The following is a 21,816-nucleotide window of genomic DNA, read 5'->3' as shown; positions in this document are numbered from 1 at the left end:
TATAATTAATAATTATAGCTTTACTTTAATTTTTCTGACTTTTGACTCATTTCCAAAAGCATCTAAGGCAGTTACCACATAGGTGCATCTGCTTTCTCCTCCCTCATATGGCAGTAGTAAGAAATTATCCGGTGTTATATCTACAATATTTTCTGCTCTGTTTATATCTATTTTCTCTTTATCACGGAAGCGATATATCACAAATTTCTGTGCTGTTTCCGGATTTGAACTGTCCCTGTTATGCTCCCAGGTAAGAAAATGCATATCCTCGGTATAAACATTAGAGATTTTACTAACCTTTTTGGGTTTGCCATCATGCATATGAGTATATGCAGGGATTAATGACTTTGAACTATGGATATCATTCTTAAGTATTTCTGCAACACCGGCAAAATTATCAAGAATCTGATAACCATACCAGTAGCAGTTGCCATGAACCATTGGCAATCTCCTTGTTTGATCTATTTTTGTGTTAAGCTCATTTCTGTCGATACTCCTTTTAAGATCCTGACCAATATAGAGATGCTGCCCAAAGTTGTTTATACTCCACCAATTAAGCAAGGTTGTGTAGTCAGCTGCAGAGTGACCAATTTCCCAATATAACTGAGGCAAATTGTAATCTATCCATCCCTTCTCAACCCATAGTTTTATATCAGCATAAAGATCATCATAGTTTTGCAACCCATTTGTATCACTACCGTTTGGATCATTTCTCTTATTTCGGTAAATTCCAAAAGGACTGATTCCAAAACGGACCCAAGGCTTAGTGCCGGCAATTGTTAGTTTAATCTGCTGAATAAGAAGGTTTACGTTGTTGCGGCGCCAATCGCTCCTCTGGGATGGGGAGAAACCTTGAGAGGCAGCAAACTGCATAAAACTTTTATCATCAGGGAAAGGTTCACCTGCAATAGGATATGGGTAAAAATAGTCATCCATATGAATTGCATCTACATCATAACGTGTAACTATATCTCTAACCACTTCACAAATAAAAGTTCTGTTTTCGGGAAGACCCGGATCAAAAAACAACTGGTTACCATATTGTACAAATCTCTCAGGATATCTGTAAAAAATATGATTATTGGCAAGAGAATTGGTGATGTTTGTCTTTACCCTGTATGGATTAAGCCATGCATGAAGTTCCATACCTCGCTTATGACACTCTTCTATTATAAAGGCAAGTGGATCAAATTCAGGGTCATCAGGAGCTTTACCCTGCTGCCCTGTAAGAAATCTGCTCCACGGTTCAAGATCAGACTTGTAAAAGGCATCTGCTTCGGGACGTATTTGAAATATTACTGCATTAACCCCTGCTTCATCAAGTTTTCTTACCATTTCTGATAAATAATGCTTCATAGCAGCACTGTTCATCTGACTATAACGTGATTGCCCCACGGTTTGTATCCATGCTCCCCTAAACTCTCTTTTAGGTGCTGAGTCGGACTGATAAGCAAGTGTACTCTTAGAAGTACCACAGGAAGAAAGAAGGATTGTGATTGCACACAAGCAGACAAATAATAATTTTCTATTCATTACTATTAAGAAAAGATATTAAAAGGTAGTTATTATTTATTATTTCACATTTATCATGGAGTAAAAATAAAATCATCAGATTCCAGCAGTTCCTCAACTATATTACGTTTTGGATACACAACGATTTTATTGTGATTAGGGAAGCGATTCTCTAGTCGTGTTGGCAGACTCTCCAGGACCGGGATATGAGAAATATAACCCTGATGTGCTGAGATAAGAACTATTAAATCATTCTCTTTAATTTCATTTCCGCAAGACATCGGGTTATCCCAATCTGTGAATTGTTTAAAAACAATGTTTCCTGGTTTTTTATGTGATGAGATAACCTTATATGTTTGTGGATCTCCCAAAAGCAATATTGGAATAGAAAGTTCTGTTGAGAGCTTGGTGATCTTTTTAACCCACAATGAAAAGCCATCCTCTTTCTCGGCTAATGGAGGAGACAGGACAACGATCCTTTTATGAGTAATTAAATTTTGTTCCAGATGACAAACAAATAAGTTTTTATCTAAATTCTTAACTATCTGCTCTATTCTCTCCCCAAGCAGTTTGTCCCAGATACCTGCCTTTCCCGGCCATCCAAGAATTACCAGATCGGTCATTGTTTCTTTTGCAATTCTTGCAATTCCATCAGCTGGATTATGATCTATGGTAGTAATAATATCCACGTCCACTTCTGCTGCGGTTGCTGTGGAGATATATACCTGAAGCTGTTTTCTGAAATTGACAATATTTTTTTCAACCTCCTCATTATTCACCATCACCCCAAGGAGGGAGATAGAGTTGACCGATTTTTTATCCTTCAGCAACATAGCTAACTCAACATGGTGACCAATATTTAATGGGTTTGCAATTGGAACAAGTATCTTCTCCTGCGCAAACTCTCCCATTGCAGCAGGTGTTAAAGGTGCATCCTCCTCACTTCTGGCAATTTTCTTTGCTGCTTTTTGAGTAACCAGTGTTGCAATCAGACATGTTATAAGTATTAGTATAATTGTTCCGTTAAGAATATATTCATCCAATATCTCTGCTCTGTAACCAACAAGTATAATTGCAAGGGTTGCGGCTGCGTGTGAACTGCTCAGACCGAATATAATATTTCTCTGAACAGAACTATATTGAAAAGATTTTTGTGTAGCATATGCTGCGACCCATTTGCCGGCTAAAGCTACAATTGTTAGTGTAACAGCAACAATCATGGTCCAAAGTCCATCAAAAACTATAGACATATCCACTAACATACCGACCGAAATAAGGAAAATTGGGATGAAAAGTGCATTCCCAAAGAATTCAATCCTATTCATCAATGCAGATGAGTGTGGAATTAACCTGTTTAATGCCAGTCCGGCTGCAAAAGCACCTATAATAGGTTCAATGCCACCAAGCTCAACAAGAAAACCGGAAGCAAATACAATAAACAGAACGAATATAAAGTTGGAGTATTTCTCTGAATCAGCTCTTTTAAAGAACCACTTCGCTATTTTTGGTACCACCATAAAAATAATAACGGAGAATACTGCAAGTGAAATCAGAAGTCTTATTAGGAATCCAATCTCCAGACCGCCATCACTGTTGGATAAAATGAGGGCCAATATTATTAGTACTGCTGTATCTGTAAGTATAGTACCACCTACTGTTATTGCTACTGCCTGATTACGGGCTACCCCCATTCGGCTTACAATAGGATATGCAACTAATGTATGTGTTGCAAACATACTTGCAGTGAGTAAACTTGCATTTACATCATAGCCAAGAAGGTAGTGACATATTGGGAATCCGATTATTATTGGAAGAATAAATGTGAAAAATCCAAAAGTGAGACTTTTATTCCTGTTCTGGATAAACTCATTAAAATCAAGTTCCAGACCTACAATAAACATGATGTAGAGTAAACCTATAGTAGAAAACAACTCTACACCGGCATTATTATTATCTATCCAGTTTAATCCATAAGGACCAATTATTACTCCTGCAATAATCCAACCTATTATACTGGGAACATTAAAACGTTTAAGTAGTATAGGAGATAAAAGTATTATCAACAAAAGAATAGCAAATATCAAAACCGGATTATCAATCGGGAATTTAAGCTCGTTATGAACAAGAGAAAGTAATTCTACCATTGAAATTGATTTTGGGTTTCTTAGTATAATACTAATACTTTAATTCATCGTAATAGGACAAATTTAGGTAAAATATTTTGATTTATTTGACAGTAGCATCTTTTTTGGAGACTTTAAAGTGATTACCTTTGCAGGTTACGTTTTCGTTTTAAGTCACTATTTTCTAGGTATGAGTAATCACAAACAGATCGAAATAAAAGGGGCACGTGTCAATAATCTCAAGAATATTGATGTGAATATCCCACGCAATAGCTTCACTGTAATAACAGGACTATCAGGTTCTGGTAAATCATCACTAGCATTTGACACTTTATATGCAGAGGGTCAGAGGCGATATGTTGAAAGTCTCTCGGCTTACGCTCGTCAGTTTCTTGGCAGGATGAACAAGCCTGAGGTTGATTATATAAAAGGTATTCCACCGGCAATTGCAATTGAACAGAAGACCACTTCACGAAATCCCCGATCTACCGTAGGAACCTCAACCGAAATATATGAATACCTTAAATTACTTTATGCCAGAATTGGTAAAACAATATCACCTGTAACAGGTACAGAGGTAAAAAGACATTATGTACAGGATGTTATAGATAAGATGTATCAGTTCAGGGAGGGCACCCGAATGGCTGTTTTAACCCATATCCAGCTGCGAAACAACCGTGATTTGCGTGAGCAGCTGGAGATATTAATGAAAGAGGGGTTCACTCGCCTGGAAGTTGGTGAACAGTTTTATCGAATTGATGAATTACTGGAACAGAAGCAACTACCACCTAAGGAGGAGATACTTCTTGTGATTGACCGACTCTCATGCTCTTCTGACAAGTCAACCGTTAATCGCCTGTCTGATTCTGTTGAGACTGCATTTCTTGAGGGTAACGGTGAGTGTCTGGTACGTTACTGGGGAGAAAACGGAATTGAATCTTTTCAGTTTTCAAATAGATTCGAGGCTGATGGTATTACTTTTGAGGAACCAACAGAGATGATGTTCAATTTTAACAGTCCTGCCGGTGCATGTCCAAAATGTGAAGGGTTTGGAAAAATTGTAGGTATTGACGAAAATCTGGTAATTCCTGATAAAAGCTTATCAGTACAGGAAGAGTGTGTAAAATGCTGGAAAGGTGATAAAATGAGTGAATGGAAGAACTATTTTGTAAACAATGCTTACAAGGTTGATTTCCCTATTCACAGGGCATACTATGATCTGAATGATGAAGAAAAAGATATACTTTGGAATGGTCGTCATGAGCATGATATCTATGGTATAAATGATTTCTTTGATATGCTGGAAAAGAATCTGTATAAAATACAGAATCGTGTTATGATGGCTCGATACAGAGGAAAGACAGAATGTAATGTATGTAAGGGCACTCGACTAAAACCGGAGGCACTGTTTGTAAAGGTTGGAGGTAAATCAATTACCGAGCTTGTGTTGATGCCGATAACCGAGCTCAGAGAGTTTTTCTCATCCCTGTCACTTGATGAAACAGATGCTGCTATATCTGAAAGATTACTTACAGAAATAAATAATCGCATTCAGTTTTTATTGAATGTTGGGTTAGGATATCTGACATTAAACAGGTTATCAAACACACTTTCGGGAGGTGAAAGTCAGCGTATCAACCTGGTGTCATCATTAGGAAGTAGTCTTGTTGGCTCATTATATATTTTGGATGAGCCAAGTATCGGACTCCATTCCCGCGATACATATCTTCTTATAAACGTTTTGAAGGATCTGCAAAGACTGGGAAATACAGTTGTTGTAGTTGAACATGATGAGGAAATAATTCGTGCAGCTGACTACATAATAGATATTGGTCCTAAAGCCGGCCGTTTAGGTGGTGAAGTAATATACCAGGGTGAAGTATCTGAGCTTAAAGCGAAAAGCGATAGCTATACAGTTAAATACCTGACAGGGGAAGAACATATAGATATTCCGGATGCAAGACGTAAATGGAATAATTATATTGAGGTTAAGGGAGTGCGTCATAATAATCTCAAGAACATCAATGTGAAGTTCCCATTAAATGCAATGACTGTAGTAACAGGTGTTAGCGGTTCAGGTAAATCCTCACTTGTTAATGATGTGTTTTACAACGCACTGCAGCATCACTATAAGGGTACTGCGCTTGAAAGGGCTGAGTTTAGTGGAATTGGTGGCGACCTGAAATTGGTGAAGTCTGTTGAGTATGTTGATCAGAATCCTCTTGGTAAATCATCTCGTTCCAATCCTGTTACCTACCTCAAAGCTTTTGATGAGATTAGAAAGCTTTATGCATCTATGCCACTGTCTAAACAGATGAATTTTACACCTGCATATTTTTCATTCAATGTTGAGGGTGGCAGATGCGAAGAGTGCAAAGGAGACGGCACCATTACAGTTGAGATGCAATTCATGGCTGATATAAAACTGGAATGTGAAACATGTCATGGAAAGCGTTTTTCGGCCGAGGTACTAGAAGTAGAATATAAAGGTAAATCAATTTATGATATACTCGAGATGACTGTTGATGAGGCAATTGATTTCTTTGGGAATCAAAAAGGTGCTACTGAAAAGAAAATCACTAAAAAAATCCAGCCGCTTCAGGATGTGGGATTAGGATATATTAAATTAGGTCAGTCCTCATCAACCTTATCAGGTGGTGAAAACCAAAGGGTAAAACTTGCGTACTTCCTGGGTGAAGAGAAAGACTACCCTACAGTTTTCATATTTGATGAACCTACAACAGGATTGCATTTTCATGATATCAAGACTCTGCTTAAAGCTTTTAACTCACTATTAGAGAGGGGACATACCGTAATTATAATTGAACATAATATGGATGTTATAAAATGTGCTGATCATATTATTGATATAGGTCCTGAAGGAGGCAACGGCGGTGGATATATTGTGTGTACAGGGACACCTGAACAGATATCTGATTGCAAAGAATCGTATACTGGCAGGTTCCTTAAGGAAAAATTGAAAAATGACAGTTCCTTAATATCCAAAAAAGGATAATTATAACCAATATCACTACAGCAGAATATCTGCCAAACAAGATTCTGAATAGTCGTTTGTTACGCTTCTTCCCACCTAAGTGCTCCATATATATGCCCATAAAAACATAGGGTAATGCAAATACCATAAATGCATTATATTTTAATGCAGAAGCTATATTTAAATGCAATAGCTGGTGAATTGCCCTTTGTGTGCCACAACCGGGACACTCATATCCGGTGAGAAAAAGAAAAGGACATTTGGGAAATATCGGCTCTGTTTCCGGATTAAGGTTATAAAACAGATAAAGTGCTGCCATTAGTAATAAAACCATGACAGCACCTAAAATTATTTTATATCTTTTACTCACTTATGTAGTAAAGTATATTAAAAATTATATCCACTAGCATTGTTTTCAATGATATCTTCAAGATATGAAGGCATATTTCCTGTTGACATCATTACTATCCACATAATTATTGAAATCAATCCTAATACAAAGGCAATCAGAGTCCATGTTTTAGCGCTCTTTGCACATTTCTCTGCCTCAGTATATTTTTTGTTATAGTAAAGAACATCAACTTTTGCCGCGTACACGATTCCTACAATTCCTAAAACATTACAACAAAAAAGTGTTGCTACAATTGACTGCCACAACCAGTTACTTGGCTTTAATGGGGGTATTTCATCATCCTGATTTAAAGCGTTGGATGTGAAAGGAGGCGGAGGAGGTAATTGAGAATCCTGAACCGGAGGTACACTATTATTATCTTCCATTAGATATATAATTAAATTATTATAAATCAATTAAATCTCCCATACCTGCAAGATTGAAACCCAGAATTCCAAAAAGCAGCAACATTGAAACTGCTAACAAAATCACCCATGCAATAAAAATCCAGAAAGTGATTTTAGTCCATTTTCCGGCTGTGCGTGATGACTCCATAGCTGCAGTATAATCCCCTCTGTTATAGAACGACTCAACCTGAGCAGAATACACTATTGCAATAATTCCTAAAAGACTTAAGAAACTACCACAGAACATAAATGGAAGGATTGTTACAAGTATTGATTCAATCAGCCATGTTTTTGGCATAATATTTCTGTTCTCTTTATCAAATGGTGCATTTCCCCGGGTAACTGGAGCTGCAGGTTGATCGATACTACTTTGCACATCCTCACTATGCTCAAAAATAAATTGCAGTTCACTGACCTCATCTGCTCGTTTCCAGTTTTCCATACCTTGTGTCCAGACAAGCGTCTCTCTCTTGATGTTTTCACTCCTAAGCTCTACGGGAGAGAAGGTACCTCTCTGCTTACCGGTTTCATCTATAAAAAAATAGTGATTCATAATATATAATTTTACTGGTAATCTTCGGGATTTATTTTTAACAAACGGATAATATTACTATCCTCATCCTTATAAACATACTCGATTACAACATTGTTTTTTCTAAAAAACTGCAATTGAGGATTTGTTGATAACTCTTTTCTTATAGCATCTTTCAAACTATTTGATACTTCCTGAATTAAAGAATCAGGATTTGAAATATTCAGAACTGTATAATTGTAGCTGAAAACATTGTCATCACTAACTGCAGCTCTATCGAAACGAGTATACTGATCTAACATAACAGGTGCAGAAATATTAAGATCTGCAGCCATTTGTGTAAGCTCCCTATTTATTGATTTTTCATCTGATCTGCACTGTATAAGCATAAAAAATATTAAAACCGGGAGTAATATATTGACTGTTTTTTTCATTAGAATATATTAATACACAAAAATAAGAAAGTTTTGACAATATTAAAAGAATGTTTATAAAGAATGGAAAAGATTCAAATATGTTTAATTTGGTTATCTTAATACCTTATTTCATGTAATTTGGCAGAATGTCTCACGACATCCTGCCAAAAATGTTAACCTTAAATCTAATACTATTATGAAAAAACCACGAAGCAAATATAAAAAAGAATTTAAAACAAACCAAATTTTTTCAATAAAAAATCATAAAATATTTTATAATTTGAAATTATATTAATTTTATACTATTGGTAGTCCAATTCCTGTTAATTTATGATACAAATCCAAGGCATAAACATCTGTCATTCCAGAAATATAATCGATAACGGACTGAATTTTGCTATAAAGTGAAGGCGAATCTGTTTCATATTGTTCAGGAATTCTGTCTAAAAGTAATTTAGAGTAGGTGTGATCCGGAGTTAAAATAGCATTAGTAAAAGTTTCCAATAAAAAGCCAATAATTCTGTAACCTGCTAACTCAACATCAAGAACATCTTTTGAACGGTATATTTTTTCAAATGCAAATTCGGAACAGGTTTTATATGCATTCTTGACTCTTTCAGGGAGTTTCTTTATCAGTGATCCCTCAAACTTTCCACTGAGAATTAAATCCTCATTTTCCATAAACACTTTTGTGCACTCTGCAACCAGAAGACCTATTACACTTGCCCGTAAATAGGCTATCTGCTCGTTCAAATCACTAACAAGTGATAAATTACTAAGTCTTTTTTCTCGTCTCTCAGAATCAAAGAAACTAAGCAGCAACTCCTTTGCTTTCTCTGTTGAAACCAGGTTGAGTTTGTGTGCATCCTCAATATCCATAATCTGATAACAGATATCATCAGCAGCTTCAACAAGATATACCAATGGGTATCTTGCAAATTTCAGAGGGTTTGAATTTAGTTTAATTATACCAAGACTATCTGCTATTTGTGCATAATCATGCTCTTCAGATGCAAAAAATCCAAATTTATTTTTTCCTCCGCTCAGTTCAGAAGAATATGGATATTTTACTATGGATGCCAAAGTGGAATATGTCATAACAAATCCACCCTCTCTCCTGCCTCTGAACTTATGCATTAGCAGCCTTATGGAGTTTGCATTTCCTTCAAAACAGGTGAAATCGCTCCATCGGCCTTTTTCATCTTCAACAAGGGATCGAAGTGAGCTACCCTTCCCCTCCAGGAAAAATGTTGAAATGGCTTCTTCTCCCGAATGACCGAATGGGGGATTACCCAGATCGTGAGCAAGACAGGCGGCAGAGACTATTGAGCCAATCTCTTCGAAATGCGCTTTTGAGTCTTGATGTCTCTTACGTAACTCGCGACCCACATTTTCTCCTAAAGATCGCCCTACACTTGAGACTTCCAGACTATGAGTAAGCCTGTTATGAACAAATACACTTCCGGGTAAAGGAAAGACCTGCGTCTTATTCTGCAACCTGCGGAACGGAGAGGAAAATATCAATCTGTCATAGTCACGCTGATACTCCGTGCGCTCATGCTCTTTTAGATTTTTATAGTTTTCCAGCCCGAATCTTTTCACTGATAATAACTGCTCCCAATTCATAGTTGATCAAATTCTTACTCTGACAAAGATAAAATAAAAACGACTCCATAACAATCTATACTCAAATGTAGTTTTGACATTATTTCTCAATAATATCATTCAAAAAAGATTATTTTATCCCTGATAAAGATTAAATTTGTATCTTCTTTAAGGAAAGATTGACAATTACAAACTAATGACAGACATCATCAAACATGAATGTGGTATTGCAGTAATCCGATTACTCAAACCACTGAATTATTACTACAAGAAATATGGCACATGGCAGTATGGACTGGATAAGCTCTATCTGCTTATGGAAAAACAACATAACAGAGGACAGGAAGGAGCCGGTCTGGGTGCTGTAAAACTGGAGTCTACACCAGGAAATGAGTTTATTTACAGAGAAAGGGCTGTTGGCTCCAGTGCAATATCAGAAATATTTTCTAAAGTACATTCTTCTTTCACCGCTTTTAGTCCCGAACAATTAAACGATATTGAGTTCGTTAAAAAATCGGTCCCTTATGCTGCTGAACTTTTTATAGGACATCTGCGCTACAGCACTACAGGGAAAAGTGGTCTGACCTATGTACATCCTCTGTTACGACGCAACAACTGGGCATCAAGAAACCTTGCACTGGCAGGAAACTTCAATATGACAAACGTTGATGAGATGTTTCAGCAACTGCTTGAAGAGGGACAACATCCGCGTGACTACGCAGATACTTTTGTTATGCTGGAGTCAATAGGGCATTATCTGGATAGAGAGGTTCAGTATCAATATGACCATGTTGATAAAAGCAACTTGAATGGTCAGGAAGTGAGTCACATAATAGAAGAAAAACTTGATATCCCTTTCCTGCTAAAAAGAGCTTCTAAAAACTGGGACGGAGGGTATGCTCTTTGTGGACTGATTGGCTGTGGGGATGCCTTTGCATTAAGAGACCCATGGGGTATAAGAAGTGCTTTTTACTATCATGACGATGAAGTGGTGGTTATAGCATCGGAACGCCCCGTTATACAAACCGCATTCAATCTAAAAAAAGATGATGTTAAAGAGTTGCAGCCTGGAGAGGCTATTGTGATTAAACGCAATGGCAATATCAGTCTCAATCAGATCCTGAATAAAAAAGAAAAAATAACTCCTTGTTCTTTCGAGCGAATTTACTTTTCACGTGGTTCAGATTATGATATCTACAGAGAACGAAAGAAGTTGGGAGAACTGCTCGTTCCTGAAATCATTAATGCTATTAATGATGATTTTGACAATACAGTTTTTTCATTTATACCAAACACTGCTGAGGTAGCTTATTATGGTATGCTTGAAGGACTCGAAGATCATTTCAACCATAAAAAAGCAAAATATATTCTTGAAAAAGGAAGCTCCCTGAGTAAAGAGGAGATTGATAGAATTCTCTCAAAAAGAGTAAGATCTGAGAAAGTGGCTATTAAAGATATAAAATTGCGTACTTTTATAGCTCAGGGAACGTCAAGAAATGATCTTGCTGCTCACGTTTATGATATAACTTACGGATCACTCAGACGAGGTGTTGATAATTTGGTAATAATTGATGATAGTATTGTCAGGGGAACAACTCTTAAACAGAGTATTATCAAAATACTTGACAGGCTGGATCCTAAAAAGATAATTATTGTATCTTCATCTCCACAGATCAGATATCCCGACTGCTATGGTATTGATATGTCGCGAATGAGTGAGTTTATTGCTTTTAAAGCAGCAATAGAACTTCTGAAAGAGCGTGGAATGCAAAATATAATTGACGAAACTTACGAGAAATCTGTAAAGCAGTTACATAGAAAAAAAGAGGAGATAGTTAATTATGTAAAGGATATTTACGCTCCTTTCACCGATGAGGAGATATCGGCAAAAATTGCTCAGATGCTTACATCAAAAGATATAAAAGCAGAGGTGCAAATAGTTTTCCAAAAGATTGAGGATCTTCACAAAGCTTGCCCAAATAATAAGGGTGACTGGTACTTCTCGGGCGATTACCCTACTCCTGGTGGTAATAGATTAGTAAACAGTGCTTTTATTAACTATATTAATGGACAGGAGAATAGAACTCACCAGTTTACACTGAATTTCTCAAATAAAGAATAATGATTGAGCGAATTATCATATTAGATAATGTGGATCCAATTGTATTTTTTGGGATTAACAACAGTAATTTGCAATTATTGAAAACATTATACCCAAAACTACGAATGGTAGCCCGAGGGAATGTGATCAAAGTTATTGGCGATGAGGATGAACTTATTGCTTTTGAGGAGAAAATTCATGAGCTGGAGAAGTTCAGTGTGGAAATGAATGTTCTTAAGGAAGAGAATATTATTGATATAGTAAAGGGTAAAGCTCCTTCTGTAATTAATGTTGATAATCTCATAATTCATGGGCTAAACGGAAAACCGATACTTGCTCGTACTGCAAATCAGAAAAAATTGGCAGAAGAGTTTGATGTAAATGATATGGTTTTTGCAATTGGTCCTGCCGGTTCCGGAAAGACATATACTGCAATTGCTCTTGCTGTACGTGCTTTAAAAACCAAACAGGTTAGAAAGATAATTCTTAGCCGACCTGCCGTGGAAGCTGGCGAGAAACTGGGCTTTCTGCCTGGCGATATGAAGGAGAAAATAGATCCATATCTGCAGCCGCTCTATGATGCTCTTGAGGATATGATCCCACCTTTGAAGCTAAAAGAGTATCTGGAAAACAAGATAATACAAATTGCACCACTTGCATTTATGCGTGGACGCACTCTTAACGATGCTGTGATTATTCTGGATGAGGCCCAAAATACAACAAAACCTCAGATAAAAATGTTCTTAACCAGACTGGGACTTAATGGCAAAATGATCATAACGGGTGATATTACTCAGATTGACTTGCCACGTACACAACAGTCAGGGTTAATTCATGCTATGAATATTTTGCGTCATATAAAAGGTATTGCAACTGTTGAGTTCAATAAAAAAGATATAGTCAGGCATAAGCTTGTCCAGAGAATTGTAGAAGCTTATGAAAAAGAGACTGAGTCTGTTAAATCATTTAAGTCACAAGAATCAGAAACCGCTGACGGTGAATAAAAATTAGAAATTGATTAAAAAAAGAAATAATATGAACAGCCTTACAAATACAAATTATAATTTTCCTGGTCAAACTAACCTTTATCACGGAAAAGTACGCGATGTATATAGTATTGGAGATGATATCCTGGTAATGATTGCAACTGATCGTATCTCTGCCTTTGATGTTGTGTTACCTAAAGGAATCCCATATAAGGGGCAGGTTCTCAATCAAATTGCGTCAAAGTTTCTGGATGCCACTTCAGATATTGTACCGAACTGGAAAATTGCATCGCCAGATCCTATGGTAACTATTGGCACTCGTTGTGAGCCATTTAAGGTGGAGATGGTGATTCGTGGATATATCACCGGAAGTGCATGGCGTGATTATAAGAAAGGAGCTCGTTCAATTTGTGGCATACAGCTGCCTGAAGGTCTTCGTGAAAATCAGAGGTTCGAAACACCTATTATTACTCCTACAACAAAGGCTGATGAGGGACATGATGAAAATATCTCCAAAGAAGAAATAATTGCTCAGGGATTGGTTAGTAAGGAGGATTATGAACAGCTCGAGAAATATACTTACGAACTGTTTAAACGTGGAACAGAGATGGCCAAAGAGAAAGGACTTATCTTGGTGGACACAAAATATGAATTCGGGAAAAAAGATGGTAAGATTTATCTGATTGATGAAATTCATACACCTGATTCATCTCGTTACTTTTACAGTGATGGTTATGAAGAAAGATTCCAGAAAGGTGAAGAGCAAAAACAGCTATCCAAGGAGTTTGTTCGCAAATGGCTAATGGAGAATGGGTTTCAGGGTCAAGAGGGACAGAAGGTACCCGAGATGAGTGAAGAGTATTGCTTAAGTGTATCAGAGAGATATATTGAGTTATATGAAAAAATAGTTGGTGAGAAATTTATAAAAGCTGATACAAAAGATCTTGAAGCTCGTATTGAAAACCATGTAATCAAATTCTTGGAAAAATGAATTACAAAGTAGAATCAGTAACTCCATATGATTCTGATAAACCAAAAAAGGAGCAGGTGACTCAGATGTTTGATCTTGTGGCACCTAATTATGACAAACTAAACAGAATACTCTCATTAGGAATAGATGATTACTGGAGACGTGAAGCTCTGGGAGTATTAAAAAAATATCCTCACTCTCATATACTGGATATAGCCACCGGAACAGGAGATTTTGCCATTCTAGCAAATAAAATTCTTAAACCTGAAAAGATAACAGCTGTAGATATATCTGTTGGTATGATGGCTGTAGGTGTGGAAAAGGTTAAGGCTAAAGGGTATGAAAATGTAATCTCTTTTGAGAATCAGGATTGTGCAGAAATGACTTTTTCTGATAATACATTTGATGCTGCAATTGCAGCTTTTGGTGTTCGCAACTTTGAAGATATCGATAAAAGTTTCTCGGAGGTGTTGCGGGTATTAAAACCAGGAGGCGTTTTTGTTTTTATTGAACTTACAACACCTGAAAAATCGCCAATGAAGGATCTGCATAAATTTTATACAAACAATGTGGTGCCTCTGTTTTCGGGTCTGTTCACCACTGAGCAAAAGGCTTATGAGTATCTGCCGGCTTCAATCGGTGCTTTTCCTCAGGGCAGAAACATGATGCTTATTCTGAAAAAAAATGGTTTTACAAATATTCGTCTTAGAAGGTTAACACTGGGTATTACAACAATTTATATTGCAGAAAAGTAGGAGTAAATGGATACGTATGGACTGATTGGATTTCCGCTGAAACACTCTTTTTCAGCTGGTTTTTTTACAGAAAAGTTCAGAAAAGAGGGTATTGAAGCGGAATATTTGAATTTTGAGATAGAGGATATTCTTGAAATACGTCGTGTAATTCTGTTTAATCAACATCTGAAGGGTTTGAATGTAACTATCCCTTATAAAGAGAAAGTTATACCATTTCTTAATAATATTTCAGATGAAGCAGAAAAGATTGGTGCTGTAAATGTGATTAAAGTGTTGCGTAAACCGGGAGATATGTATTTCTATGAACTCACTGGCTATAATACAGATTATATTGGCTTCAGAGATTCTCTACTGCCTTTATTAAAACCCGGCATTGATCATAAGGCTCTTATTCTTGGCACTGGTGGTGCATCTAAAGCTGTTTCGCAAGTTCTCACTGATATTGATATTGAATGGTCTTATGTGTCCCGTAGTAGTAAGAACAAAGCCATAAAAGGGAGAGTGATGAGCTATAACGATCTTTCGCAAGAAGTAATGAGTACATACAATATTATTGTTAACGCATCACCTGTTGGCACTTTTCCTGATATCAACTCATGCCCTGACATCCCTTATAAATATCTGACTCCGGGCCATATACTTTATGATCTTGTATATAATCCTGAGGAAACATTGTTCCTGAAGAAAGGAAAAGAGATTGGCGCCTCAATAAAGAATGGACAGGAGATGCTGGAGCTGCAAGCTCTGGCTGCCTGGGAAATTTGGAATTCCTAGAAATCTTATATTCTTTTTATACTCGGTATATATTATCCTTTTAGTTTTATACCTAAATAATAATCAGATTATATTCTGATGATATACAAATAAAAAGAGAAATAGCCCTCCTAAATATCTCATTTAAGAAGGCTATTGTTTATCCTTGGTCTTAAAAAGTAGAGTAAACAGACCAGGTAAAATAAAGAGGTGCGATAGTGTAGTTTGTTCCCTTAATTACCTTTTAGGTTGTGTGTGTATTTCAGCTTTTTAAAATAACAAAACTGTTATATATTTATTGTCTGTTATCTAAGCTGTTGGAAGTTCTTGTTCCATTCGTTCAAGCTGTTCAGTTTCTTTCTGTTCTTTTTCTTTCTTTTTTCCAGAATCATCAAAATATACAACTTTAGTTGTTTGGTCATCCTTCTTTACAAGTGATACCTTCGTAACTTTCTTTTCTGAATTATATTTCAATGCCTGAACATCATATTCCTCAAGCAATGCATTTATTGAAGCTTGAACCTGTTCATTTAAATCCTCTAATTTTACATCTACAAAACCATCATCTTCTAAAGAAATGGTAATGGCTGGTTTTTCTGTTGCATTTGCACTGTTTAAATTTGTCACTGTGAAAACAGCTGCGATTAATGCGAATAATAAAAATACCTTTTTCATAATAATAATACATTAATGAACACTAAATTATTTCTAAACTTATAGACGTCTCTTCGTCTGCTATATTATTATCAATTTCCGTACAAAAGTTTTAGTCGACATTGAAATCAATCGCTAATAAACTGTATAACTGATCATTAAACTTAATCTGCCTAATAAATGGATTAGTGGAAGAGTGTGGAATTTTTGTGGAATATGTGGAATTTGTCCACAATTGTTGTGTGTAAATACACACTTTATTGTTTTTCTTAGTTTCTGTCACTTTAAAATATATGATGTATATTTGAGAAATTATTAAGGCTTGAAATATTGTAGTCGATGAAATCAGAAAAGACTCCTGAACAACGGATTACATTTAAGATTGGACTGATTTTCCTTGTAGTACTCCTTTTTTTTAGTGGTTTATTTGTCTATTCAAGAATGCTAAAGAAGAATATCGATGCTCAAAAGGTGGAGATGGACAATTCTTACAGGATACTGCTTTATAGTAACCATTTAATTGTATCTATACAAAATGCACAAGATATTTTAAACAGGTATCTTGTTTCGCCGCGTAGGGTTTACCAGCAACAGTATGATTCAATTACTCATGATATTACTGAACAAATTGAGATAATTAAAGGAATTTCTCCTGAGAGTGACCAAAGTGCTTTGCTTGAAGATATAGATTCGCTATTGAATGAGAAAAACTTAATTGTAAAAAGACTGATTGGACAATTCAGATCTCAGAGTCCGCTGATTGAACTTGACAGGAAAATAGAGACAATAGAGCCTGTAATAAAAGATACTGTTATTGTTACAACCAGTAGCGATACTACAATTGTACACCGTGAGCGGAGGGACTTCTGGAGTAGATTGTCTCATCTTTTTAATCCAAAATTCGAACCTGACACAACTATAAATATAACTCATACAGAAAAGGAAGCCAGAGCAGAAACAAGGGTTGATACTTTGATGTATGCCGATTTGAAAGGTATAACAGAGGAGGCTTCAAGAACATATTTGAATCAGATGGAGAGAATTGAAAGGCAGGTTCGTGAGCTGGTACTGGCTGAACAAAGTATTTCACTTAATATTTCTAAACTGATTGCACAGTTCTATAATGAGGCTATACAAACGGCTCAGCGGGGAACTGACAGTAGTGAGATGCTGACTCAAAAGATATTCATGTTTGCTATTACGGTTGGGGCAATTTCTATCTTATTAATCCTGATTATTATATTCTTTATTACGGATGATTTAAGAAAAGGTAAGAGAGCGAGAATAGAACTTTCTAAAGAAAAGAAGCTTACTGAAGAGTTGATAGAGAGTCGTCACAAACTACTTTTATCAGTATCACATGATATTAAAACACCTTTAAGCTCTATCATGGGATACATGGAGATTTGGGACTCTGAGGAAAAACAGGAGGCAAGAAAAAGGCAATTAAAATCAGCACTGAATTCGGGTAGGCATATCTTAAGTATGCTTACAAATCTACTGGAGTTTTCTCGTCTTGAACAGAAAACTGCTTCTCTGCAAAAAAGTACTTTTAATTTAATCGAGCTTGTTCAGGATATTTTGAATATGTTTCGTCCACTTACTGATGACAAAAACATCCAGTTGAATTTTGACAACTGGTTAAATTCTCCATATTATGTTGAAACTGACTATACTATCCTGAAGCAGATTTTGACAAATGTTATCTCCAACGCTGTTAAATATACGTTGAAAGGACGTGTTGATATCGAACTCGTTCAAGAGAAAGAGGGTATGCTTGTCTTCACAATTTCTGATACTGGTGTAGGAATTGATAAAAATGATCTTCAGAAGATCTTCAAACCTTTCTCCAGAACAAATAATCCCTTAAAAGCAGAAGGAAGTGGCTTTGGTTTGTATGTTACCAAGGGATTGACAAATTCATTGAACGGGGATGTAAATATTTCTTCAGAAAAAGGTAAGGGAACTGTTGTATCAATTAAATTGCCATTAAAACATATAACTGATTTTATACCAGAAGATTCCAACAGTGAAATCAACACTTATGTAAATAACAATATTTACAGCAAAATTTTAATTTTCGAGGATGATATATCATTGGGAAATATGATTCGAGAATTTCTTACACAGAAGGGATTTAAGGTAAAACTTTGCAGTAATACTCGTGATATAAAAGGTTTTATTCGATTAGTTTCTTCATTTGATATTGTATTTACTGATATGCAGATGGTAAATGTTACTGGTTCAGAGATACTTAAAGAGATTAGGGAAAGGGATGAAAAAATACCTGTTTGGCTGATGACTGCGAATGATGAATATTCTAAACAGAAGGCAAAAGATGAAGGATTCACAGGTTTTGTTGGTAAACCTATTCAGATGAGCCGACTTCTTAAGGTTCTTTCCGGAGAACCTGGTAAAGAGGAGTCTATTGATAACATTAATGGTAAGGAGAAAATATCATCTGACAATAATTTTAACGGAGAGTCTATAGAAGAGCAGTTTCCGGGACTTGTATCAATGTTTGGCAATGATACTGAATATATTAAAAATGTGCTGTCTGTATTTGTGCAATCGTCATCAGCTGAGACCGAAAACCTTACTCAACTTATAGAGAAAGGTGATTTTAAGGAAGCTCAGAAGATTTGTCATAAAATACATCCTTTTCTGAGTCAGCTTGATGCTGAATATCTATGTACTAATCTCCGTAAAATGGATAAACTTAAAAATGGGGATGAGTCTGAATATCCGAATTGGAAAAAAGAATTGACAGAAACAGTAAAAATGATAGAAGATTTTACTGAAAATGTGAGAAAATACTATTTATAAGTCGATATTATAAAGGTGGATTTTATTATATAATGTTTTCCGGTCAATATTAAGCAATATTGCAGCTTTTGATTTATTCCCATTAGTCTTCTTAAGAGCGGTAATTATTTTTTCTTTTTCATTTTCCGGTTTGGGAAAAAGTGCGATATCGATGTTATTATCTATTTCTTGTACTGATTGTGTGAGAATGGGCAGGTTTTCTAATGTTATTTCATCATTTGAACTAAAAAGCACTGAGCGTCTGATTACATTACGAAGTTCTCTTAAATTGCCGGGCCAGTCATAACGCTCAAGCATTTCCATTGCATCATCAGAGATATACCTGACATTTTTATCAAGCTCTATATTTGCTTCTTCCCTGAAATGCTCGGCATAAAGCTTAATGTCTTCTACACATTCTCGAAGTGAAGGAACCCTAATCATGAATTCATTTAAACGATGATATAGATCTTCTCTGAACTTTCCTTCTGATATTGCTAACTCCAAATTCTCATTTGTAGCTGTTATTATTCTTACATCAACATCAATATCTAAAGAAGTTCCTATGGAACGAATCCTTTTCTCCTGAAGTGATCTTAACATCTGCATTTGTACTCCATTTGGCAAATTGCCCACTTCATCCAAAAACAGAGTTCCGCCATTGGCATCTCGGAAAAAACCTGTTTTGTCCTCAATAGCAGAAGTAAATGATCCTTTCTTATGCCCAAATAATTCACTGGGTGCAAGTTCGGTTGACAGACTACCGCAATCAACAGCAACAAAAGGGGCATTTGCTCTTGTACTTCTTTCATGTATCATTCTGGCAACATGCTCTTTGCCTGTACCGCTTTCACCTACAATCATTACTGACATCTGAGTGGGAGCAACCAGATCAATATATGAGTACATCTGTTTTGATAAAGTACTTCTCCCAACTACAATTTTTACTCCAGTTTCGCTAAACCTCTTTCTGGCTTGTGTATCTGTCGACTTTGTATCGGCTGTACTTTTTGTAGCTGTATTCTTGCTATCTCTTACTGATTCAAATGCAGATTTAATTTTTTGTGTTAATAGAGAGGGATTAATAGGTTTTTCTAAAAAATCAAATGCTCCTAGTTTTATTGCAGATACAGCTGTTTGAATTTCACCATATCCGGTCATTATTATAACAGGAATCGATATCTTTTCCTTTTTAAGCCACGACAACAACATAATCCCGTCACCATCAGGCAAACGAAGATCAGACAACACAATATCAAATGTTTCTGATTCTGACAGTTTTTCCTGTGCAGATAACATCCCATTACACAATGTTGCTGTAATACCATTTCTTTCGAACCATTTTAATAACATGGTCCCAAAGGAGCGATCATCTTCTACTATTAATATCTTTCCGTACACTTTGTTGTAAATCTACACCCCAATTATCTTTTCGTAAAGATATAGCAATTTATTTTGAATGGGAAACCTTGGTATATGTGATTAATATTTTTTAGATAAAAACGGAGGATGTAAAACTGTATTGATTGAGTTGTTATTGTTTTATGTTGTATATTTGAAATAAAAGTCAATAGATATATGAACAAACTCGCGAAAGAAGAGTCACAACTTAAGTTTGAGAAAATTCAAAACATATTAGGGAAAGAAAATGCAGATGCTGCCATCATTACATCTTCAGTTAATCAATATTGGTTATGTGGATTTATTTTTGACGGATATCTGTATATTACAAAAGAAAGAGAACCTATTCTCTTCGTTAGACGTCCTTCAGACCTAATTGATGATAGAATAATAACTATCCGTAAACCTGAGCAAATTCCTGACCTGCTGAAGGAAATAGGTTTACTATCTCCAAAAAGGGTTTTTATTGAAGCCGATCAGTTAACTTTTAATGCAGCTAACAGACTACAGGCAGCACTGGAAATGCCTGAACTACTTAATATATCAAATATTATCAGGAAAATCAGATCTATTAAAAGTGTATCAGAACTAAATCAAATGCGTGAATGTGCTGATATTCACAGTGAAGTTTATAAACTTATTCCATCTCTGTACCGCAAAGGGATGAGCGACTTGCAATTGCAAATTGAAATAGAAAGAGAAATGAGACTTCATGGGTCTATTGGAATATTCCGTTCATATGGTGAAAATATGGATATTTTTATGGGCAGTATGCTTGCCGGAAACAATGCACAGTCGGCTTCACCTTATGATTATGCATTAGGGGGGAAAGGTATCTCTCCTTTGCTTCCTTTAGGTGCAAATGGAACTATACTTAAACCTGGTACAACATTAATGGTAGACATGGCTGGTAATTATAAACCCTATATGGATGATATGAGTCGAACCTTTGTCATTGAACATGCTCCTGACATAGCATATAAAGCTCATTCGATTTCAATTGAAATTCATAATGAGGTCAAAAAACAAGCTAAAGCAGGATTACTTTGTTCGGATATCTACTCTATTGCAGAGGATATAGTCAATTCAAACGGTTTACAAAAATATTTTATGGGGACAGTTCAACAAGCTAAGTTTATTGGTCATGGTGTAGGTCTTGAAATAAATGAACCCCCTGTAATTACTCCTCGTTCAAATGAAACTCTCGAATCTGGAATGGCTTTTGCCCTGGAGCCTAAGTTCGTTCTTCCGAACATAGGTGCAGTTGGAATAGAAAACACCTATATTGTTCACCATGATAGTATTGAAAATATTACAAAGTTTGAAGAAGAATTAATAGTATTAAATTGATCCTAGATACTCTACTTTAAGCTTATTTGTAAATAGGTTGCTGTCTGGCAACCTTTTTTA

Annotated in this window: 17 protein-coding genes; 8 read left to right on the top strand and 9 right to left on the bottom strand. The window is 35.9% G+C overall.

Annotation, left to right across the window (positions count from 1 at the left end):
- Nucleotides 1–12: 12 nt before the first annotated feature.
- Both BN1354_RS00085 and BN1354_RS00080 read right to left on the bottom strand, forming a co-directional pair.
- The gene (locus BN1354_RS00085) at nucleotides 13–1,533 is read right to left on the bottom strand and encodes a glycoside hydrolase family 10-like protein (RefSeq protein ID WP_053825876.1); all 1,521 of its coding nucleotides are present in this window, start codon (nucleotides 1,531–1,533) and stop codon (nucleotides 13–15) included.
- Between the two features lie 53 nt (nucleotides 1,534–1,586).
- Nucleotides 1,587–3,656, bottom strand: coding sequence for a cation:proton antiporter (locus BN1354_RS00080; RefSeq protein WP_053825875.1), 2,070 nt, complete (start codon nucleotides 3,654–3,656; stop codon nucleotides 1,587–1,589).
- Nucleotides 3,657–3,825: 169 nt separating this feature from the next.
- On the opposite strand from BN1354_RS00080, the gene uvrA reads away from it, so the two are divergent.
- A complete protein-coding gene (uvrA, locus tag BN1354_RS00075) occupies nucleotides 3,826–6,651 on the top strand; it encodes an excinuclease ABC subunit UvrA (protein WP_045090312.1) in 2,826 nt (941 codons plus the stop codon).
- Here the strand turns inward: uvrA and BN1354_RS00070 are convergent.
- The 5 genes from BN1354_RS00070 to dgt form a co-directional block, all read right to left on the bottom strand.
- The gene (locus tag BN1354_RS00070; RefSeq protein ID WP_074010710.1) at nucleotides 6,602–6,964 is read right to left on the bottom strand and encodes a DUF2752 domain-containing protein; all 363 of its coding nucleotides are present in this window, start codon (nucleotides 6,962–6,964) and stop codon (nucleotides 6,602–6,604) included. The genes uvrA and BN1354_RS00070 overlap by 50 nt on opposite strands.
- Nucleotides 6,965–7,017: 53 nt before the next feature.
- On the bottom strand, nucleotides 7,018–7,407 hold the full coding sequence (locus BN1354_RS00065) for a CD225/dispanin family protein (protein WP_052673215.1): 390 nt from the start codon (nucleotides 7,405–7,407) through the stop codon (nucleotides 7,018–7,020).
- A gap of 19 nt (nucleotides 7,408–7,426) precedes the next feature.
- Nucleotides 7,427–7,981: a CD225/dispanin family protein gene (locus BN1354_RS11900; RefSeq protein WP_052673216.1), complete on the bottom strand. Its 555-nt coding sequence runs from the start codon at nucleotides 7,979–7,981 to the stop codon at nucleotides 7,427–7,429.
- Between the two features lie 11 nt (nucleotides 7,982–7,992).
- Nucleotides 7,993–8,394: a hypothetical protein gene (locus BN1354_RS00055; protein WP_053825873.1), complete on the bottom strand. Its 402-nt coding sequence runs from the start codon at nucleotides 8,392–8,394 to the stop codon at nucleotides 7,993–7,995.
- A gap of 279 nt (nucleotides 8,395–8,673) precedes the next feature.
- Nucleotides 8,674–10,002 carry a dGTP triphosphohydrolase gene (gene dgt / locus BN1354_RS00050; protein WP_045090314.1) on the bottom strand — a complete coding sequence of 443 codons (1,329 nt, stop codon included), beginning with the start codon at nucleotides 10,000–10,002 and terminating at the stop codon, nucleotides 8,674–8,676.
- 175 nt (nucleotides 10,003–10,177) lie between these two features.
- Here dgt and BN1354_RS00045 point away from each other — a divergent pair, with 175 nt between their 5' ends.
- Genes BN1354_RS00045 through BN1354_RS00025 form a run of 5 tightly spaced genes read left to right on the top strand, consistent with a single transcriptional unit; the run spans nucleotide 10,178 to nucleotide 15,567 of the window.
- Nucleotides 10,178–12,103 (top strand): amidophosphoribosyltransferase, encoded by a 1,926-nt coding sequence (locus BN1354_RS00045; protein ID WP_053825872.1) that lies wholly within the window; start codon nucleotides 10,178–10,180, stop codon nucleotides 12,101–12,103.
- The gene (locus BN1354_RS00040; protein ID WP_045090316.1) at nucleotides 12,103–13,086 is read left to right on the top strand and encodes a PhoH family protein; all 984 of its coding nucleotides are present in this window, start codon (nucleotides 12,103–12,105) and stop codon (nucleotides 13,084–13,086) included. Before BN1354_RS00045 ends, BN1354_RS00040 begins: the two co-directional genes overlap by 1 nt.
- A gap of 31 nt (nucleotides 13,087–13,117) precedes the next feature.
- A complete protein-coding gene (locus tag BN1354_RS00035; RefSeq protein ID WP_045090317.1) occupies nucleotides 13,118–14,059 on the top strand; it encodes a phosphoribosylaminoimidazolesuccinocarboxamide synthase in 942 nt (313 codons plus the stop codon).
- The gene (ubiE, locus tag BN1354_RS00030) at nucleotides 14,056–14,793 is read left to right on the top strand and encodes a bifunctional demethylmenaquinone methyltransferase/2-methoxy-6-polyprenyl-1,4-benzoquinol methylase UbiE (RefSeq protein WP_045090318.1); all 738 of its coding nucleotides are present in this window, start codon (nucleotides 14,056–14,058) and stop codon (nucleotides 14,791–14,793) included. The genes BN1354_RS00035 and ubiE overlap by 4 nt, the downstream gene beginning before the upstream one ends.
- A 6-nt stretch (nucleotides 14,794–14,799) precedes the next feature.
- Nucleotides 14,800–15,567: a shikimate dehydrogenase family protein gene (locus BN1354_RS00025; protein WP_053825871.1), complete on the top strand. Its 768-nt coding sequence runs from the start codon at nucleotides 14,800–14,802 to the stop codon at nucleotides 15,565–15,567.
- A 288-nt stretch (nucleotides 15,568–15,855) separates the two neighbouring features.
- On the opposite strand, the gene BN1354_RS00020 is transcribed toward BN1354_RS00025, so the two are convergent.
- Nucleotides 15,856–16,221, bottom strand: a complete 366-nt coding sequence (locus BN1354_RS00020) for a hypothetical protein (RefSeq protein WP_053825870.1) — start codon at nucleotides 16,219–16,221, stop codon at nucleotides 15,856–15,858.
- 318 nt (nucleotides 16,222–16,539) lie between these two features.
- On the opposite strand from BN1354_RS00020, the gene BN1354_RS00015 reads away from it, so the two are divergent.
- The gene (locus tag BN1354_RS00015) at nucleotides 16,540–19,026 is read left to right on the top strand and encodes a hybrid sensor histidine kinase/response regulator (RefSeq protein WP_053825869.1); all 2,487 of its coding nucleotides are present in this window, start codon (nucleotides 16,540–16,542) and stop codon (nucleotides 19,024–19,026) included.
- Here the strand turns inward: BN1354_RS00015 and BN1354_RS00010 are convergent.
- Nucleotides 19,021–20,406 (bottom strand): sigma-54-dependent transcriptional regulator, encoded by a 1,386-nt coding sequence (locus BN1354_RS00010; RefSeq protein ID WP_154904799.1) that lies wholly within the window; start codon nucleotides 20,404–20,406, stop codon nucleotides 19,021–19,023. The two genes, BN1354_RS00015 and BN1354_RS00010, sit on opposite strands and share 6 nt — an antisense overlap.
- Before the next feature lie 177 nt (nucleotides 20,407–20,583).
- Here BN1354_RS00010 and BN1354_RS00005 point away from each other — a divergent pair, with 177 nt between their 5' ends.
- Nucleotides 20,584–21,756: a M24 family metallopeptidase gene (locus tag BN1354_RS00005; protein ID WP_053825867.1), complete on the top strand. Its 1,173-nt coding sequence runs from the start codon at nucleotides 20,584–20,586 to the stop codon at nucleotides 21,754–21,756.
- The last annotated feature ends 60 nt before the right edge of the window (nucleotides 21,757–21,816 follow it).

Origin of the sequence: Lascolabacillus massiliensis, assembly GCF_001282625.1 — a bacterium.
GTDB classification, from domain to species: Bacteria; Bacteroidota; Bacteroidia; order Bacteroidales; family Dysgonomonadaceae; genus Proteiniphilum; species Proteiniphilum massiliensis.
Note: the sequence above shows the minus strand (reverse complement) of the source record. Positions and strands in the feature narration are given on the sequence as shown.

Excerpts from the sequence above, each read along its gene's own strand:
- BN1354_RS00055 (WP_053825873.1), bottom strand. The coding sequence starts at position 8,394 with ATGAAAAAAACAGTCAATATATTACTCCCGGTTTTAATATTTTTTATG.
- ubiE (WP_045090318.1), top strand. The coding sequence starts at position 14,056 with ATGAATTACAAAGTAGAATCAGTAACTCCATATGATTCTGATAAACCA.
- BN1354_RS00045 (WP_053825872.1), top strand. The coding sequence starts at position 10,178 with ATGACAGACATCATCAAACATGAATGTGGTATTGCAGTAATCCGATTA.
- dgt (WP_045090314.1), bottom strand. The coding sequence starts at position 10,002 with ATGAATTGGGAGCAGTTATTATCAGTGAAAAGATTCGGGCTGGAAAAC.
- BN1354_RS00065 (WP_052673215.1), bottom strand. The coding sequence starts at position 7,407 with ATGGAAGATAATAATAGTGTACCTCCGGTTCAGGATTCTCAATTACCT.
- BN1354_RS00005 (WP_053825867.1), top strand. The coding sequence starts at position 20,584 with ATGAACAAACTCGCGAAAGAAGAGTCACAACTTAAGTTTGAGAAAATT.
- BN1354_RS00080 (WP_053825875.1), bottom strand. The coding sequence starts at position 3,656 with ATGGTAGAATTACTTTCTCTTGTTCATAACGAGCTTAAATTCCCGATT.
- uvrA (WP_045090312.1), top strand. The coding sequence starts at position 3,826 with ATGAGTAATCACAAACAGATCGAAATAAAAGGGGCACGTGTCAATAAT.
- BN1354_RS00085 (WP_053825876.1), bottom strand. The coding sequence starts at position 1,533 with ATGAATAGAAAATTATTATTTGTCTGCTTGTGTGCAATCACAATCCTT.
- BN1354_RS00035 (WP_045090317.1), top strand. The coding sequence starts at position 13,118 with ATGAACAGCCTTACAAATACAAATTATAATTTTCCTGGTCAAACTAAC.
- BN1354_RS00025 (WP_053825871.1), top strand. The coding sequence starts at position 14,800 with ATGGATACGTATGGACTGATTGGATTTCCGCTGAAACACTCTTTTTCA.
- BN1354_RS00040 (WP_045090316.1), top strand. The coding sequence starts at position 12,103 with ATGATTGAGCGAATTATCATATTAGATAATGTGGATCCAATTGTATTT.
- BN1354_RS00020 (WP_053825870.1), bottom strand. The coding sequence starts at position 16,221 with ATGAAAAAGGTATTTTTATTATTCGCATTAATCGCAGCTGTTTTCACA.
- BN1354_RS11900 (WP_052673216.1), bottom strand. The coding sequence starts at position 7,981 with ATGAATCACTATTTTTTTATAGATGAAACCGGTAAGCAGAGAGGTACC.
- BN1354_RS00015 (WP_053825869.1), top strand. The coding sequence starts at position 16,540 with ATGAAATCAGAAAAGACTCCTGAACAACGGATTACATTTAAGATTGGA.
- BN1354_RS00070 (WP_074010710.1), bottom strand. The coding sequence starts at position 6,964 with ATGGTTTTATTACTAATGGCAGCACTTTATCTGTTTTATAACCTTAAT.